We start from the raw sequence: 16,904 nt of genomic DNA on the forward strand, positions 1-16,904 counted from the left end.
CGGGGCTCCTCCTGGGATGGCCGGGGAATCGCCGTGTCCTCAGTCGCCGCCGCCCGCACCGCGGTTGCCGTATCTTCCGGCCAGCTCGGACGCCGTCCGGGCGATCCGCCGGCGCAACTCCTCGGGTTCCAGGACCTCGATGTCCGCGCCCAGGCTCAGGAACTCGCCGTGCGCGTGCTCGACGGACTCGATCGGTACGGTGGCCAGCGTCCAGCCGTCGGCCATCTCGCGGCCGTTGGCTTCGACCGCCCTCCCCGCCGATCCGGTGAGCCGCGCACCGGGGGCAAGCCGGACGACCGCCTCGCCATGGTACAGCCGGTCGTGGAAATCCCGTTGGTACGCCGCCCAGTAGGTGGCCAGATCGAAGCCCTCAGGGATGGTGAACTCCTCTTCGCTCGATCTGAGTTCGAGGATCTGGTCGACGCGGAAGGTGCGCGGTCCCGGCCCGGCGACGACGTACCAGCGCCCCGCCTTCAGCACGAGTCCGTACGGCTCCAGACGGCGCTCCACATCGGTGGGCTCGCGCCAGCGCCGATACAGGACGTGCAGCACGCGGCTGTTCCAGACGGCGGCCGCGACGGCGGGCAGAAACGGGGCCTCGTCGGCGTCCGCGTACCAGCCGGGGGCGTCCAGGTGGAAGCGGCCGCTGATCCGGTCGGCGTGCACGCGCAGTTCGGGCGGCAGTGCGGCGCGGACCTTGAGCTGGGCTGCGGCGAGGACGGAGCCCAGTCCGAGTGCGGCGGCCGGCCCCGGGGCGCCGGACAGGAACAGGGCCTCGGCCTCGCCCGCGGTCAGTCCGGTGAGCCGGGTGCGGTAGCCGTCGAGCAGCCGGTAGCCGCCCGCGTGCCCGGCGTCGCCGTAGAGCGGGACGCCCGCGGCGTGCAGCGCCTCGACGTCCCGGTAGACGGTGCGCACCGAGACCTCCAGCTCCTCGGCGAGCTGGGCGGCGGTCATCCGGCCGCGGGTCTGGAGCAGCAGCAGGATGGAGACGAGCCGACTGGACTTCACTGACACAGGATGTCAGCAAACCGGCCTTAGCGTCCCTGGCATGGCCTTCAGGGAGAAACTCCTCACCGTGCCGCCGCCGATCGAGGTGGCGGGCCGTTGGATCAAGCGCTACCACGTCACCGCCGACCCGGCCGGCATCGCGCCGGACGTCGAGAAGGCGGCGTACGCGATGCTGCCCCACCTGCTGCCCGAGCCGGACGCCACGCCGCCCGCGACGTTCGTCGTGCTGCACCGGGGCGACGACGACGGCGCCTATCTGAACGCGTACAGCTGGGTGTGGGACAACGTCCTGCACTTCCGTGGCGCGGCGGCCGGCCAGCCCGTGCTCGGCTGCCCTGACCGGGACACCGCTCATTTCGTCCTGACCGAACGGCCGTGGATCGGCTGTGTCTGGGAACTGCCGCCGGTTCTGCACGAACGGGACGCCTGGGTGCGGCATCTGCTCGCACCCGACGTACCCGATCTCCACGCCTACTTGACCGATTCCCTGCCCGAGGGCACGACAGGAGACCGCTGATGAGCAGCCCGCGCGACTTCGACTTCCTCCACGGCGAGTGGCAGGTCCTCAACCGCCGCCGGACCGACTTCCTCGACCCCGGCAGCGGCTGGGAGGAGTTCACGGCGACGAGCCGTTGCCGGCCGCTGTTCGACGGGGCGGCGAACGTCGACGAGATCGACATGCCGCACCTGGGGTCGAAGGGGCTCACCCTGAGACTGTTCGACCGGGAGACCGAGCAGTGGTCGCTGAACTGGTCCTCCAGCACCAGCGGCAAACTGTTCCCGCCCGTGATCGGGCAGTTCGACGGCGGCCGGGGCGAGTTCCACGGCGACGACGAGCACGACGGCAAGGACGTGCGGGTCCGGTTCGTGTGGTCGGGGGTCTCACCCACGGCCGCCCGCTGGGAGCAGGCGTTCTCGGTGGACGGCGGGGAGACCTGGGTGACCAACTGGGTCATGGAGTTCAGCAGGCCCGTCTGAGGCCGCCCAGGTCCCCTCGTCAGAGTCCGGCCTTGCGGAAGGCCCGCAGGGTGAACACCGGGTCGGGGCGCGGCCGGTCCTGGTCCGGGAGTGCCGCGAGTTCGCCGGCGATCCGCTCGGTGAGCGAATGGCCGGGGGCCAGGGTGACGAACCAGCCGCGGCGCAGGTCCGCCAGGGTGCGGCGGGGGCTGCGGCCCTGGCCGGTCCCGGTGAAACGGGCCCCTCCGGCCGGGACCAGGCCGCAGGCTGCGGCGTGCGCCGCGACCGCTTCGGCGGCATCGTCCGCGGATCGGCGCGGGCGTGGGGCGAGGACGGCGTCGATGTCGCTGCCCACGTTGTGGGAGGCGGCCTTGTCGACGGTGGTGACGTAGACACCGCCCGGCCGCAGCACCCGGGCGCACTCGGCCAGCACGCTCCGCACCGCGTCGGGACCGTCCAGGAGATGCAGCAGCCACACGCTGGTGACCGCGTCGAACGCCCCGTCCGCGAACGGCAGTCGGCGGCTGTCGGCGAGGACGACGGCACCGGGCAGCCGGGCGGCGGCCCGCCACGCCATCCCGTACGCCAGATCCGCGCCCACGACCCGCAGCCCGGGCCGCGCGGCCGCGAGCCGCCGCGTCACGATGCCCGTGCCGCAGGCCACGTCGAGCAGTCGGCCGGCACCCTCGGGCACCAGTCCGAGCACGGCGTCGGCCGCCGCGGCGGCCCGGGGTTCGCCGCCGCGCAGGGCGTCGTACTCCGCGGCCTCCTTCTCGTAGTCCAGCACGTGGGGCGACCGCTCAGTGCGCGCCGTGGCCGGGCGCCAGTTCCTCGACCCTGCGCGCCAGTTCGAAGTCGAGGTCGGTGACCGCGCCGCCGGCGCTGTGCGTGTTCACCGTCAGGGAGACGGTGTTGTAGCCGAGGGTGAGGTCGGAGTGGTGGTCCAGCTCCTCCTGCACCTGGGCGATGTGCACGACCATCGCGGTCGCCGCGAAGTGCGTGCCGAGCCGGTAGGTGCGGGCGATCCGGTCGCCCTCGAGGGACCAGCCGGGCAACTCGGCCAGCCGGTCCTCGATCTCCTTCTGCGACAGTGGTTCGACGGGCATGACCTGGCTCCTTCCGTACGACGCGACGCGGGGACGGCCCCACCCTGTCACATCCCCTCCGTGCGGGCCCGTACGCGCGGCCGGGGCCCTCAGGGCCGGTGTGCCACGAACTCTCGGCGTCCTGCGCACTCCGCGGCGAAGTCGTCCGCCAGGACGGTCGTCTCGGCCCGTCCCTCGACGCGCTCCAGCCACTCGTGCGGCAGCCCGTGGTCGCCGTGGCGGGCGCCGAGGAGGTTGCCGCAGACGGCTCCCGTGGAGTCGCTGTCGCCGGAGTGGTTGACGGACAGCAGCAGCGCCTTGCGGACGTCGGGCTCGGCCAGGGCGCAGTACACGGCGATGGCCAGGGCCTCCTCGCCGATCCAGCCCCCGCCGAGCGTCTCCACCTTCTCCGCGGTCGGCCCGCCCTCGGCGGCCAGGTCGAGGGCGCGCCGCAGCGCGGCCGTGGTCTCCTCGTGGCCGGGGTGACGGGCGAGCAGGCGCAGGGCGCGCAGTACGGCGCCCTCCAGAGAGTCGCCCTCCACCAGGTACGCGACGATCGCGGCGAAGGCGCCCGCGGAGTAGTAGCCGGTGGGGTGGCCGTGGGTGGTCTGGGCGCACAGCGCGGCCATCAGGAACGCGGTCTCACCGGACACCCGGGCGAGACCGAAGGGCGCCGAGCGCATGACCGCGCCGCAGCCCTTGGAGTCGGAGTTGACCGGGCCGGGACGGCCCAGTGCGGCGCCGGGGTCGGGCACGAAGTCCTGGGCGAGGCCGGAGAGGCAGGCGTTGCCGGGAGCGCGGCGCGCGTACAGCCACCCCTGCGCGGCGAGTCCGGCGGCGCCGGCGGGCGGGGCGGGCAGGTGCTGGGTGTCGAGCCAGCGGCCGTACGCGTCCCGCACCAGCCGGGACCAGCCCCCGCCGATGCCCTTGTGGCGCTCGCGCTCGTGCGCCTGCCGCAGACCCTCCACCGTGAACAGGGTCATCTGCGTGTCGTCGGTGACGCGGCCCACGGTGCCCTGCCCGTCGGGTACGAGACCGGTGACGCCCTCGGCGCCGTGCTTGGCGCGGATACGGGCCAGGGAGGCGAACTCGATCGGGTAACCGAGTGCGTCCCCGATCGCGCCGCCGAGGAGCGATCCGCGCACCCTGGCGCGGTAGATCGCGGTCGCCTCCCAGGACGGGTTCAGCCGGTCGTCCATGCACCACTCCTCGACTACGGTCCTCCGTATGACCATTGTCGCGTCCTCCACCGCCGCTCCCTCCCCCGCCCCCTCGGAGCAGGGGATCGGCCCACTGCTGCGCGGGTGGCGGGAACGGCGGCGGGTCAGTCAGCTGGAACTGGCGCTGCGGGCGGGCTCGTCGGCGCGGCACATCAGCTTCGTCGAGACGGGCCGGTCACGGCCAAGCGAGGAGATGGTGCTGCGGCTCGCCGCACATCTGGACGTACCGGTGCGGGAACGCAACGCCCTGCTGCTGGCGGCGGGTTACGCCCCGCACTACCCGGAGACGCCGCTGGACGACCCGTCGATGGAGGCGCTGCGGGCCGGTGTGGAGCGGCTGTTGCAGGGCTACGAGCCCTACCCGGCGCTGGTGGTGGACGCGACGTACGAGGTGGTGGCGGCGAACCGGGGCATCGCGATGCTCCTGGAGGGCGTCCCGGAGCGCCTGCTCGCCCCGCCCCTGAACGCGATGCGTCTGACGCTGCATCCCGAGGGCCTGGCGCCGCGCATCCGCAACCTGTCCGAGTGGCGCGGCCACCTGCTCGCGCAGATGGAGCGCCAGATCGCGCTGCAGCGCTCGCCGGCTCTGCGTGCGCTGTACGAGGAGGTGGCGGCGTACCCGGTCCCGGACCGGAGCCGGTCCGCGTCCGGACCGGACGAGGAGACCGAACAGGTCCCGTACTTCGCGCTGCCGATGCGGATCGAACACGAGGGCCGGGTGCTGTCCTTCGTGTCGTCCATCTCCACCTTCAACACCCCGATGGACGTGACGGTCGCGGAACTCGCCATCGAGACGTTCCTGCCGGCGGATCCGGCGACGGTGAAGTACCTGCACTCGCACGGGACGTGACGGCTCGTCGGTGACCGGCGGTACACCGCCGTCCGCGCATCCGAGTGTTCTCCGACTCCGTGAGACTCACCCGGGAACACGTCACACTGCTCGCGTACTTCGGCGCGTGGGGAGGCGTGGCGTGAGTGAGCGGCGGGCTGCGCCGACCGTCGGACAGGTGGTGCTCGGTCGGCGGCTCCAGGAGTTGCGGGAGGCCGCCGGGCTGAAGCGCGAGGAGGCGGCGAAGGTGCTCCGCGTCGCCCCGGCGACCGTGCGGCGCATGGAGACCGCCGAGGTCGCGCTGAAGATCCCGTACGTGCAGGTGCTGCTGACGACGTACGGCGTGCCCGAGGAGGAGATCGCCTCCTTCGTGCGGCTCGCCGAGGAGGCCAACCAGCCGGGCTGGTGGCAGCGGTACCACGACGTTCTGCCGGACTGGTTCAGCCTGCACGTCAGTCTGGAGGGCGCCGCCCGCATCATCCGGTCCTACGAGCCGCACTTCATGCCCGGGCTGCTGCAGACCGAGGGCTACGCGCGTGCCGTGCTGGAGGCCGGGACGGTCGGGCAGGACCGCCCCCAGGACATCGAACGGCATGTGGCGCTGCGGCTGGCCCGGCAGAAGCTGCTCACCGGGGAGAACCCGCCCCACCTGTGGGTGATCATGGACGAGACGGTGCTGCGGCGCCCGGTCAGCATCCGCTCCCGGGTGATGCGCGACCAGCTCGACCGCCTCCTGGAGGCCTCCGAGAACCCCGCGATCACGCTGCAGGTGGCGCAGTACGCCTCTGGCCCGCACCCGGGGACGTACACGCCGTTCGTGCTGTTCCGCTTCGCGGAGCCGGAGCTGCCCGACATGGTCTACAGCGAGTACCTGACCGGCGCCCTCTACCTCGACTCGCGCACCGAGGTGGCCCTGCACCTGGAGGTCCTGGACCACATGGCGGCGAAGGCGGCCTCCGTGACGCGCACGCGGGAGATCCTGCGGGAGTACCGCGACAGGTTCTGAGGCGGCACCGCCGCGCCCGGCGGCCCGGTCACGGTGGTTCGTCCGCCCACATGTCCAGCAGGTCCGCGTCCGAGTCGGACGCTGTCCCCGCGGGGGTCCCGCCGGCTTTGGGGAGCGCCTGCTCGGCCCAGATGACCTTGCCCTGGGGCGTGTACCGGGTGCCCCAGCGCTCGGTCATCCGCGACACCAGGAACAGGCCCCGGCCTCCCTCGTCGGTCGTCGCCGCGTACCGCAGATGCGGTGAGGTGCTGCTGCCGTCGGCCACCTCGCAGACCAGCGTCCTGTCGTCGTGGATCAGCCGCACATGGATCGGCGGGGAGCCGTACCGGATGGCGTTGGTGACGAGTTCGCTCAGGACGAGTTCCATGGCGAAGCCGAGTTCGGCCAGGCCCCACTCGTCGAGCTTGTGGGACAGGGCGACGCGCATCCCGGCGACGGCGGACGGGTCGGGCGGCACGTCCCAGTCGGCGACCCGGTCGGCCGGCAGCGCCCGGGTGCGGGCGATGAGCAGGGCGACGTCGTCCTTGGGCCGTCCGGGCAGCAGCTGGTCCAGCACGGCCTGGCAGCTCTCCTCGGGCGAGCGGTCGGGGTGGCCGGCGAGCACGGCGCCCAGCATCTCCATGCCGACGTCCAGGTCCCGGGTGCGGTCCTCGATGAGGCCGTCGGTGTAGAGCACGATCTGGGTGCCCTCGGCGAGGTCCAGCTCGGCCGTCTGGAAGGGCATGCTGCCGAGGCCGAGCGGCGGTCCGGCCGGCAGGTCGGGGAAGGTGACGCCGCCGTCGGGGTGGACCAGCGCGGGGGCCAGGTGTCCGGCGCGTGCCATGGCGACGCGGCGCGCGACGGGGTCGTAGACGGCGTAGAGGCAGGTGGCGCCCACGATGCCCGCGGCCGTCTCGCTGCCCGCCTCGTCCTGGTCGATGCGGCCGACCAGGTCGTCGAGATGGCTGAGCAGCTCGTCGGGCGGCAGGTCGAGGGCGGAGAAGTTGTGCACCGCGGTCCGCAGCCGGCCCATCGTCGCCGCGGCGTGCAGTCCGTGGCCGACGACGTCGCCGACGGCCAGCGCCACCCGGCTCCCCGGCAGGGGGATCACGTCGAACCAGTCTCCGCTCACGCCGGACTGGGCGGGCACGTAGCGGTAGCCGACATCGAGGGCGCTCTGCTCGGGCAGGGCCCGCGGCAGCAGGCTGCGCTGGAGGGTGACCGCCAGGGTGTGCTCGCGGGTGTAGCGGCGGGCGTTGTCGATGCTGACCGCGGCGCGGGCCACCAGCTCCTCCGCCAGTGACAGGTCCTCCTCGTCGAAGGGCTTCTGCTGGGTGGAGCGCCAGAAGTTGGCCATGCCGAGCACGACACCGCGGGCCTGGATCGGGGCGGCGATGAGGGAGTGGATGCCGTAGTCCACGACCTCCTTGGTGCGCTCCGGGTCCTGGGCGTGCCAGCCCGCGGCGGTCGCCAGGTCGGTCACCAGCTCGGCGCGGCCGGTGCCGTAGCCGAGTGCCTGGGGCGTGGAGGGCACGAAGTCGAGCAGCCGGCCCCTCTCGTAGAGCGGGTGGTCGTCCCGGACGCCCCGCACGGCGGTGCGCCGCATGTCCGTGGCCGTGGGGCCGGGCTCCTCGCCGTGCAGCACGGCGTCGGCCAGGTCGACGGTGACGAAGTCGGCGAAGCGGGGGACGGCGACCTGGGCCAGCTCGTCGGCGGTGCGGACCACGTCGAGTGTGGTGCCGACGCCCAGTCCGGCGTCGTAGAGCAGCTTCAGCCGCTCCCGCGCGACCTCCGCCCTGCCGGACACCGCCTGCAGCTCGGTGGAGTCGCGCAGGGTCACCACGGTGCCCTTGGGGCCTCCGTCACGGTCCGTCGGCCGCTGGTTGACCGCCAGCAGCCGTTCCCCGGCGAAGACCACCTCGTCGGTCGCCTCGCGCCCGGAAACCAGCAGCGCCACCGTCGCGGGGTCGAGCACGGCCAGGTCCGACACGCGCTGTCCCTCGGCGTCCAGGGGCAGCTCCAGCAGCCGTCTGGCCTCGTCGTTGGCGAGCAGCAGCCGCCCGTCGTCCCCGATGATGAGGACTCCCTCGCGCACCGAGTGCAGCACCGCGTCATGGTGCTCGTACATGCGGGTCATCTCGTCGGGGGCCAGGCTGTGGGTCTGCCGCCGCAGCCGCCTGCCGACGAGTGCCGTGCCGCCGGTGGACACCGCGAGCGCGCCGGCTCCGGCGCCGAAGATGATCGGGAGTTGCCGGTCCACCTCGCTGGTCACGTTCTTGACCTTCAGACCGGCGGAGACGAGGGCCACCACCTTGCCCTGGGGATCGTCGACGGGAACGGTGGCCTGGACCTCCTCGCCGAGCGGGCCGTGGACGCTCTCGGTGTAGACCTTCCCGGCGAGCGACGGGCCGATCGTGCCCACGAACCGGTGGCCGATCCGGCTCGGCAGGGGGTGGGTGTAGCGGATGCCCTTGGTGTTCATGACCACGATGAAGTCGACACCCGCCGACTTGCGCCCCGCCTCGGTGAGGGGCTGCAGCACCTTCGTGGGGTCGGGAGTGCGCAGCGCCTGGAGGATGCCCGGAGAGTGCGCGAAGGTCTGCGCGACGGCTATGGAGCGGCGCTTGGCCTCGGAGCCGGTGTCCCGTTTGGACTGCAGCACCAGGGCGACCACGGCGCAGACCACGAGCAGCACGACCAGCGCCACCTGCAGGACGAATACCTGCCCGGCGACGCTTCGTGGACTTTTGCCGATCAAGAACCGCATCGGTATGCGTCGAAATCGAGCGTTTCCGCTCGCCATGCGATATTTCTAGCACAGCGTTCCCCGCGGTCCGCCGGGTCGACGGATTCGCGCCAGATCCTGGGCCACCGCACGGGGGCCGCGCGCCCCCGGCCGCAACGGCAACCCGGCGGGCCCGTGCGACCGCGCCCACCTGCACAAACGGGGGTCCGTCGAACGACGTCCAGGGCTGTCCGACCCTCGCGGGATCCACCCCTGGTCCCCCCCCCGGAATCCCCACACCGGTCCGGCCGGAAGATCCTCGTCGCGGATCCGGCCCGTACGGCGCGGGCGCGCACGAAACCGCCGGTGCGGGGGTCATCGGGCGCGGGGCGTGGTTCAGGCCGCGCCCCCCTTGGTGTCCCTGTCCTCGTCGACGATCTCCGCGTCCACCACGCCCTCTTCGTCCTGCGGTGCCGTGTGCTGCCGGGTGCCTTCCTCGGACGCCTGCTGGGACTGGGCGTACATCGCCTGGCCCATCTTCTGGCTGACCGCGGCGAGCTTGTCCACACCGCCCCGCAGGGCCGCGGTGTCGGCACCCTCCTTGAGCAGGTCCTTCAGCTCGGCGACCGCCGCCGTCACCTCGTCCTTCGTGTCCGCCGGCACCCGCTCCCCGTTCTCCCGCAGGAAGTTCTCCGTCTGGTAGACGAGCTGCTCCGCCTGGTTGCGCGCCTCCGCGGCCTCCCGGCGCCTGCGGTCCTCCTCGGCGTACTGCTCCGCGTCCCGCATCATCCGGTCGATCTCGTCCTTGGGGAGCGCCGAGCCGCCGGTCACCGTCATCTTCTGTTCCCGGCCCGTCGCCAGGTCCTTCGCCGAGACGTGCATGATCCCGTTGGCGTCGATGTCGAAGGTCACCTCGATCTGCGGCACCCCGCGCGGCGCCGGCGGCAGCCCGGTCAGGTCGAAGACGCCGAGCTTCTTGTTGTACGCCGCGATCTCCCGCTCGCCCTGGTAGACCTGGATGCCGACCGACGGCTGGTTGTCCTCGGCGGTGGAGAAGATCTCCGAACGCCTCGTGGGGATCGTCGTGTTGCGTTCGATCAGCTTGGTCATGATGCCGCCCTTGGTCTCGATGCCGAGGGACAGCGGGGTCACGTCGAGCAGCAGCACGTCCTTGACGTCGCCGCGCAGGACACCGGCCTGGAGTGCCGCGCCGACGGCCACGACCTCGTCCGGGTTGACGCCCTTGTGCGGGTCCTTGCCGGTGAGTTCCCGCACCAGGTCGGTGACCGCCGGCATCCGGGTGGAGCCGCCGACGAGGATCACGTGGTCGATCGCGGAGAGTTCCACGCCCGCGTCCCGGACCGCCTGGTGGAAGGGTGTCCGGCAGCGGTCCAGCAGATCGGCCGTGAGCTCCTGGAACTGGGCGCGGGTCAGCTTCTCGTCCAGGTGCAGCGGGCCCTCGGCGGAGGCGGTGATGTAAGGGAGGTTGACGGTCGTCTCGGTGGAGCTGGACAGCTCGATCTTGGCCTTCTCCGCGGCCTCCCGCAGCCGCTGCAGCGCCATCTTGTCCGTGCCGAGGTCGATGCCGTACTGGCCCTTGAACCGCTTCACCAGATGGTCGACGACCCGCTGGTCCCAGTCGTCGCCGCCGAGGTGGGTGTCACCGTTGGTGGCCTTGACCTCGATCACTCCCTCGCCGATCTCCAGCAGGGAGACGTCGAAGGTGCCGCCGCCGAGGTCGAAGACGAGGACGGTCTGCTCCTCGCCGCGGTCGAGTCCGTACGCGAGGGCCGCCGCCGTCGGCTCGTTGATGATCCGCAGGACCTTCAGCCCCGCGATCTCCCCAGCCTCCTTGGTGGCCTGCCGCTGGGCGTCGTCGAAGTACGCGGGCACGGTGATCACGGCGTCCGTGACGTCCTCGCCCAGATACGCCTCGGCGTCCCGCTTCAGCTTCTGCAGGACGCGTGCGGACAGCTCCTGCGCCCGGAAGCGGGTGCCGTCCACGGACCCGTGCTCAGGGAAACGCCACTGCGCGTCGCCCATGTGCCGCTTCACCGAGCGCGCCGTGCGCTCGACGTTCGTCACGGCCTGCCGCTTGGCGACCTCGCCGACCAGCACCTCGCCGTTCTTGGCGAAGGCCACGACCGACGGTGTGGTCCGCGCGCCCTCGGCGTTGCTGATGACGGTGGGCTCACCACCCTCCAGGACGGCCACCACCGAGTTCGTCGTCCCCAGATCGATCCCGACCGCACGTGTCATCGCCGTCCCCTTCCGCCAGGGCGTTTCCGCACTCCATCACAAATCTTGAGTGGCCCCGTGTCAATGCGCGCGACCGGGGGCTCCCGATGGGATGCCGGGTACCCGGAAACGACGGTGCCGCGCCCCCCTCGACGGGAAGCGCGGCACCTTCCAGGACGTGGGGCTCAGGCGAGCTTGGCGTCCAGCGTGATCGTGGTGCCGGCCAGGGCCTGGCTGACCGGGCAGTTCTTCTTGGCGTCCTCGGCCGCGGCGACGAACGCGTCGTTGTCGATTCCGGGGACGGTGCCCTCGACGGTGAGGTGGATGCCGGTGATGCCCTCACCCGGCTGGAAGGTGACGTCGGCCTTCGTCTCGAGCTTGGCGGGCGGGGTGCCGGCGCCGGCCAGGCCGTGCGACAGCGCCATGGAGAAGCAGCTGGAGTGGGCGGCGGCGATCAGCTCCTCGGGGCTGGTCTTGCCGTTCGCGTCCTGGGAGCGCGAGGCCCACGTGACCGGCTGCCGGCCGATGCCGGAGGAGTCGAAGGTGACGACGCCGTTGCCCTCGAGCAGGTTGCCTTCCCAGACGGTGTGAGCGGTGCGCGTGGTTGCCACGGTTCTTCCTTTCGATGGGGCCCGTTTCCGGGGTTCCGTCGCTCCCATCCGATCACACCCGGCCCCCGCGGACCCAGTTTCCCGCCGCGTCGACGTCCGTCCCGTCGTCAGGCGGCGCGTTCGTCCTCCTCCTCGGCGGTGGGCAGCGGCACCTGGGGCCCCTCGCACTCGCCCAGCCAGCGGCGGAAGACCTGGTGGACCTGCTCGGCGCCGACGAGTTCGGTTCCCTCTTCGACCGGGGCGGACAACTCCACCGGCCACAGCAGGAAGGGCCGGCCCTGGGCGCCGCCGAGCCCGCCGTGCGAACCGATCTGCTCCTCGAACGCCAGGACTTCGCCCTCGGCCGGGTCGTACCAGGAGTTGACCATGATGTCGGCGGCGTGCGGGAAGGAGTGCGTGCGGCGCACGGCGTCGGCGGCACCCGGCCCGAAGCCGGCGAGCGGACCGGTCTCGTCCGCGAGCCGGTCCACCGGGATCTCGGCGCCGAACGCGCCCAGCACCACCCCGCCGTGCTCCTCGCTGCGGACGAGGACGAAACCGACACCGGGATGGTTGGCGAGCGTCGACAGCAGCGCGGGGTACCGGCGGTCGATCTCCTCCTTGCTCATCCGGTGCGGCACGTCGGGGAAGGAGACGAGCCCGAGGTTCCCGGAGGCGAGCACGATGGGCTCCGAGTGGCGGCGGGCGGCCCTGTGGTGCTCGGCCTTCTCCTCGACGGGCCGGCGCAGCGCGGCACGCACGGCGGCACGCGCCTCGGCCCCGCTGTGCGTGTGCTCCACCTTGCGCGGCACGTGCAGCCCGCAGCCGGCCCGCACCAGGTCGGCGAGGCTCAGCCCGTACCGGGTGCGGAAGGTCTCGCCGGGGCTCTGCCCGTGATCGGACAGGACGACGATCCGGTACGGGCGCGGGGCGTGCTCGGCGACCTGCGTGAGCAGCGCGAGCGAGCGGTCGAGCCGGTGCAGGACCTTCTCGGCGTCGCGGCTGTGCGGCCCCGAGTGGTGGGCCACCTCGTCGTAGGCCACCAGGTCCGCGTAGATCGCGCTGCGCCCGGCGAGCATGTCGCCGATCACCGCTGCGACGACCACGTCCCGTTCGACGACGGTGGCGAAGGCGCGCACGAGGGGGTAGAGGCCGCCGCGGCCCACACGCGGCCGCTGCCGCCTCAGCCGGGCCCGGGTGGACTGGCCGATCTCGCGGGCGACCTCGGCGGCGAACGACATGGCGGTGCGGACGGCGTTGGCCGGGTCGCTGAAGTACGCGAAGTAGCCGACACGTGAGCGGTTCGCCCTGCCCCGCCGGGCGGAGACGGACAGCACCAGCGCGAGCTGGTCGGCGCCGCCGCTGAACAAGTTGCCGCGGCTCGCGCCGTCGACGGTGAGCAGACCGCCGTCGCCGGTCCGTTCGATGGCGCGGCGCTGGAGTTCCGCGGCGCTCGTCGGGCGGTTGCACACGACGACCTCGCGGGTCTCCTTCTCGTACCAGCGGAACGCGGGGACGTCGTGGTTGGAGCCGTGCAGGATGCCGAGCTGGCTGGCGCCGGTCTGGCTGGACCAGTCGGTGCGCCAGGCGGTGAGCCGGTGGCTGGGGCCGCCGTCGCGCGGGCCGAGCCAGGAGGCGACGGTCGGCATCAGGCCCTTGGCCACGGCCGCCCGCAGCACGTCGTGTCCGACGCCGTCGAACTGGACGAAGACCGTGCCGGGCGTGACATGGCCGAAGCGTGCGTCGCCGCGTCTGCGGCGACGGTCGGCGAGCCGGTACAGCCTTCTGCGGTACGCGTCGTCGTCCCGTACGGCGAGGGCGGCACCGGTGGCCGAGGCGACGGCGGACATCGCGGCGGCGACCACCACGGCGGTCTCGGGGGCGGCCTCGGCGTCGCCGGAGGGGTTGACGCGGAGGGCGAGGAGCAGGAGGGAGCCGTTGAGGAAGAAGACGAGCAGGCCGAGGACGAGGGCGGGGACGAGCAGCAGGAGCCGTACCAGCAGGGGCCACACCAGGGACGACAGCAGGCCGAAGACACCGGCTCCGGCAGCGGCCGTGACGGCTATGCGGGTCGCGCTGTCGCCGCCGGGGGACTGAAGCCGGAAGTCGGGCAGGACGGCGGCGAGGACGAGCATGGTGACGGTGGAGGCGGCCCACACCGCGACACTGCGTCCCACACCGCTGAGCAGCTTCCGCCAACGCCCGTGCCCCACGCCCAGCTCACCTCACGTCATGGCCCTGCCGCCCTCTCGGATGCGCCCCCACCTTGTCACAACGCGGGAGCCCCCGGTCAGCGGCCGTCGTAACCCGCCGTGGGCAGCGACAGGCGGCGGTGGACCCGGGCCTTCATCCCGGCGTCGTACGACGGCTCGGCGCGGCCGACCGTCTCGACGCGGACGCCTCTTCGGGCGCACTCCGCGGTGAACTCGTCCACCGAGGTCAGGGCCCGCTCCAGGACGCGGCGGCTGGGGGCCACGAACAGGTCGACCAGACCCGCCTCCACATCCGTCCACAGCGCGCAGTGGTCGGGGCGCAGGCCGCGGACGAGGAGTTCCCGCGTCACCACGTAGCCGCGCTCCGCCGCCCAGCGGGCGCACATCGCGTGCTGGCTGCGGGAGTCGACGAGGAAGGGTTCCGCATCCAGTTCCTCGAGCGGCGTCAGGCTGGCGATCGCCGTGACCCGGACCGTGCCCGGCCGGCCGCGGGCGTCGCGTGCGCCGGCGGTGCCGTGCGCCTCTCCCATGGGGTCCCCCCTCACCTCAGGGTTTCCCCGCCGACCCTACCCCTGCCCGTAGGCTCGGGGGGAGTCGCGCGAAGGAGGCAATGGAGTGCCGGTGGAGGTCACGTGGTGGGGTCACGCCACCTGCACGGTCGAGGACTCCGGCGTACGGGTGCTCACCGATCCCCTGTTCGCGCGCCGCCTCGCGCATCTGCGGCGGCGCCGCGGTGCTCCGCCGCCGCCCGAGGCCGCGGTCGCCGACGTGACGCTGGTGTCGCATCTGCACGCCGACCATCTGCATGTGCCGTCGCTGGCCCGGCTGGCCCCGGGCAGCCGGGTGCTGGTGCCGCGCGGCGCAGCCGCTCAGGTGCCGGGGCTGCGCAGGCTGGGCCGTCTGCGACTCACGGAGGTCGCGCCCGGGGACCGCGTGCGGGTCGGTGACCTGGTCGTGCGGGTGGTGCCCGCACGGCACGACGGGCGCCGGCTGCCGGTGGGGCCGCACCGCTCCCCCGCGCTCGGGTTCGTCGTCGAGGGGGACGCGCGGACCTACTTCGCCGGTGACACGGGTCTGTTCGAGTCGATGGCGCAGGAGGTGGGACCGGTCGACGTGGCGCTGCTGCCGGTCGGCGGCTGGGGGCCCCACCTCGGCGAGGGGCACCTGGACGCGGGGCGCGCGGCTCAGGCGCTGGCCCGGCTCATGCCGCGCAGCGCGGTGCCGGTGCACTACGGCACCTACTGGCCGATCGGGATGGACGCCGTGCGCCCCCACGAGTTCCACGCACCGGGCACCGAGTTCGCCCGCCTCGCCGCGCGGTACGCGCCGGACGTCAGGGTGCACCTGCTGTCCCACGGTGAGAGCGTCCGCCCGGAGGTCGCCCGGTGATGCACCTCGCCGCCGCGACCACCGCCGCGACCACCGCCGCGACCACCGTCGTGCCCACGGAGTCCACCCAGCAGGCCGTCGGCTACCCGTCGTTGTTCCTGCTGGTGCTGATCGGGGCACTGGTGCCGGTGGTGCCGACAGGGGCGCTGGTCAGTTCAGCGGCGGTCGTCGCCTTCCACCGGACCGCGCCCTACTCGCTCGCCCTGGTCTTCGTCGTCGCGGCGCTCGCGGCCTTCCTCGGGGACATCGCGCTGTACTGGCTCGGGCGGCGCGGCATGCGGTCGAAGAACGGTTCCCGCTGGCTGGAGAACCTCCGCGGCCGCGCCCCCGAGGACCGGCTCGCCCAGGCGCAGGAGAAGCTGAACGAGCACGGCATCGCTGTGCTCACCCTCTCCCGGCTGGTCCCGGCGGGCCGCATCCCGGTGATGCTCGCCTGTCTGCTGGCCCGTATGCCGCTGCGGGAGTTCGCCCGCGGCGACGCCCCGGCCTGCCTCGCCTGGACCGCGACGTACCAGCTGATCGGCATCCTCGGCGGCTCGCTGTTCCCCAAGCCGTGGGAGGGCGTCGTGGCGGCGATCGTGCTGACGGTCGTGATCAGCGCGGCACCCGGCCTGTGGCGCCGGATGCGCAAGGCCGCCACCTCGTGAGTCCTGGGCACCGGCTCACTCCAGGACCCGTGACGCCCCCACCGGCAGGTCCCACAGGTCCTCGCGGGCCAGTCCCTCCTTCTCCCAGGCCGCCCGCACCCGGGTCAGCGGTTCCAGAACCGGCTCCGCCGACAGCACGAACGTGGCCCAGTGCATGGGTGCCATCCGCCGTGCGCCCAGGTCGAGCGTCGCCCGGACCGCCTCCTCCGGGTCACAGTGGACGTCGCTGAGCCACCAGCGCGGGTCGTACGCGCCGATCGGCATGAGGGCCAGGTCGATCCCCGGATAGCGCTGCCCGATCCGCTCGAACCAGTGCCCGTATCCGGTGTCGCCGGCGAAGTAGACCCGCTGCCCGTCGGGCGCCGTCAGCACCCAGCCGCCCCACAGCGAACGGCACGTGTCGGTCAGGGTGCGCTTGGACCAGTGGTGGGCGGGCACGAAGTCGAACCGGACACCCCCGACCTCGGCGGCCTCCCACCAGTCCAGCTCGGTGACGCAACGGAACCGCCGGCGGCGGAACCACGCGGCGAGCCCGGCCGGTACGAGCACCGGGGTGTCGCGCGGGAGACGGCGCAGCGTCGGGGCGTCGAGGTGGTCGTAGTGGTTGTGGCTGATGACGACCGCGTCGACGCGCGGCAGGGCGTCCCAGTCGATGCCGACGGGCGTGATCCGGGCAGGTGTGCCGAGGATGCGCCGGGACCAGACGGGGTCGGTGAGGACCGTCAGCCCGCCGATCCGCACCACCCAACTGGCGTGGCCCGCCCAGGAGACGGCGACCGTGCGCGCGTCGACCCGCGGCAGCGGGCCCGGCTCGTAGGGCAGCCGGGGAATGTCCTTCAGGCCCTCGGGGGACGGCCGCACCGCGCCCTCGCGGGCGAAACGGGCGAGCGCCTTGAGGCCGGGCAGCGGCGTGGTCAGCCGGTCCGTGAAGGAGCGCGGCCAGATACGGCGCTCACCGAGCGGGCGGGGTGCTGCCGGCGGGGGCGCCGCCAGCGGCGTGGGGTCCTGGCTCAGCAGG

At 72.9% G+C, this 16,904-nt stretch carries 16 protein-coding genes; 6 read left to right on the plus strand and 10 right to left on the minus strand.

Annotation, left to right across the window (positions count from 1 at the left end; translation table 11 throughout):
- Window positions 1-39 precede the first annotated feature (39 nt).
- Entirely contained in the window at window positions 40-1,008 is a 969-nt protein-coding gene (locus tag C3488_RS21220; protein WP_103841702.1) for a YafY family protein, read from the minus strand.
- 40 nt (window positions 1,009-1,048) lie between these two features.
- Between C3488_RS21220 and C3488_RS21225 the strand changes: the two genes are divergently transcribed.
- Together C3488_RS21225 and C3488_RS21230 are read left to right on the plus strand one after the other, a co-directional pair.
- Window positions 1,049-1,525 (plus strand): hypothetical protein, encoded by a 477-nt coding sequence (locus C3488_RS21225; protein ID WP_103841704.1) that lies wholly within the window; start codon window positions 1,049-1,051, stop codon window positions 1,523-1,525.
- Window positions 1,525-1,986: a hypothetical protein gene (locus tag C3488_RS21230; RefSeq protein WP_103841706.1), complete on the plus strand. Its 462-nt coding sequence runs from the start codon at window positions 1,525-1,527 to the stop codon at window positions 1,984-1,986. Before C3488_RS21225 ends, C3488_RS21230 begins: the two co-directional genes overlap by 1 nt.
- 19 nt (window positions 1,987-2,005) lie before the next feature.
- On the opposite strand, the gene C3488_RS21235 is transcribed toward C3488_RS21230, so the two are convergent.
- The 3 genes from C3488_RS21235 to C3488_RS21245 all read right to left on the minus strand — a co-directional run bounded on the left by C3488_RS21235 (window position 2,006) and on the right by C3488_RS21245 (window position 4,249).
- Window positions 2,006-2,752, minus strand: coding sequence for a class I SAM-dependent methyltransferase (locus tag C3488_RS21235; RefSeq protein WP_103841708.1), 747 nt, complete (start codon window positions 2,750-2,752; stop codon window positions 2,006-2,008).
- A gap of 13 nt (window positions 2,753-2,765) precedes the next feature.
- On the minus strand, window positions 2,766-3,071 hold the full coding sequence (locus C3488_RS21240) for a 4a-hydroxytetrahydrobiopterin dehydratase (RefSeq protein WP_103841710.1): 306 nt from the start codon (window positions 3,069-3,071) through the stop codon (window positions 2,766-2,768).
- An 89-nt stretch (window positions 3,072-3,160) separates the two neighbouring features.
- Window positions 3,161-4,249: an ADP-ribosylglycohydrolase family protein gene (locus C3488_RS21245; protein WP_103841712.1), complete on the minus strand. Its 1,089-nt coding sequence runs from the start codon at window positions 4,247-4,249 to the stop codon at window positions 3,161-3,163.
- 28 nt (window positions 4,250-4,277) lie between these two features.
- Between C3488_RS21245 and C3488_RS21250 the strand changes: the two genes are divergently transcribed.
- A complete protein-coding gene (locus tag C3488_RS21250; protein WP_103841714.1) occupies window positions 4,278-5,120 on the plus strand; it encodes a helix-turn-helix domain-containing protein in 843 nt (280 codons plus the stop codon).
- Window positions 5,121-5,241: 121 nt separating this feature from the next.
- On the plus strand, window positions 5,242-6,105 hold the full coding sequence (locus tag C3488_RS21255; protein WP_103841716.1) for a helix-turn-helix transcriptional regulator: 864 nt from the start codon (window positions 5,242-5,244) through the stop codon (window positions 6,103-6,105).
- 28 nt (window positions 6,106-6,133) lie between these two features.
- Here the strand turns inward: C3488_RS21255 and C3488_RS21260 are convergent, their stop codons facing one another.
- The 5 genes from C3488_RS21260 to C3488_RS21280 form a co-directional block, all read right to left on the minus strand.
- Window positions 6,134-8,851 carry a SpoIIE family protein phosphatase/ATP-binding protein gene (locus tag C3488_RS21260; RefSeq protein ID WP_258053555.1) on the minus strand — a complete coding sequence of 906 codons (2,718 nt, stop codon included), beginning with the start codon at window positions 8,849-8,851 and terminating at the stop codon, window positions 6,134-6,136.
- A gap of 354 nt (window positions 8,852-9,205) precedes the next feature.
- On the minus strand, window positions 9,206-11,068 hold the full coding sequence (gene dnaK / locus C3488_RS21265; RefSeq protein ID WP_103841720.1) for a molecular chaperone DnaK: 1,863 nt from the start codon (window positions 11,066-11,068) through the stop codon (window positions 9,206-9,208).
- 164 nt (window positions 11,069-11,232) lie between these two features.
- A complete protein-coding gene (locus tag C3488_RS21270; protein ID WP_103841722.1) occupies window positions 11,233-11,658 on the minus strand; it encodes an OsmC family protein in 426 nt (141 codons plus the stop codon).
- Between the two features lie 107 nt (window positions 11,659-11,765).
- Complete coding sequence (locus C3488_RS21275; RefSeq protein WP_181139125.1) at window positions 11,766-13,850, minus strand: alkaline phosphatase family protein; 2,085 nt, start codon at window positions 13,848-13,850, stop codon at window positions 11,766-11,768.
- 77 nt (window positions 13,851-13,927) lie between these two features.
- Window positions 13,928-14,380, minus strand: a complete 453-nt coding sequence (locus tag C3488_RS21280; protein WP_103841723.1) for a hypothetical protein — start codon at window positions 14,378-14,380, stop codon at window positions 13,928-13,930.
- An 85-nt stretch (window positions 14,381-14,465) separates the two neighbouring features.
- Between C3488_RS21280 and C3488_RS21285 the strand changes: the two genes are divergently transcribed.
- Together C3488_RS21285 and C3488_RS21290 are read left to right on the plus strand one after the other, a co-directional pair.
- Window positions 14,466-15,239, plus strand: coding sequence for an MBL fold metallo-hydrolase (locus C3488_RS21285; protein ID WP_103841725.1), 774 nt, complete (start codon window positions 14,466-14,468; stop codon window positions 15,237-15,239).
- Window positions 15,239-15,886, plus strand: coding sequence for a DedA family protein (locus C3488_RS21290; RefSeq protein ID WP_103841727.1), 648 nt, complete (start codon window positions 15,239-15,241; stop codon window positions 15,884-15,886). Before C3488_RS21285 ends, C3488_RS21290 begins: the two co-directional genes overlap by 1 nt.
- A gap of 15 nt (window positions 15,887-15,901) precedes the next feature.
- Here C3488_RS21290 and C3488_RS21295 read toward each other — a convergent pair whose 3' ends face one another.
- Window positions 15,902-16,903, minus strand: coding sequence for an MBL fold metallo-hydrolase (locus tag C3488_RS21295; RefSeq protein WP_258053556.1), 1,002 nt, complete (start codon window positions 16,901-16,903; stop codon window positions 15,902-15,904).
- Window position 16,904 lies beyond the last annotated feature (1 nt).

Origin of the sequence: Streptomyces sp. Ru72 (assembly GCF_002920635.1) — a bacterium.
In the GTDB taxonomy this organism is placed as follows: domain Bacteria; phylum Actinomycetota; class Actinomycetes; order Streptomycetales; family Streptomycetaceae; genus Streptomyces.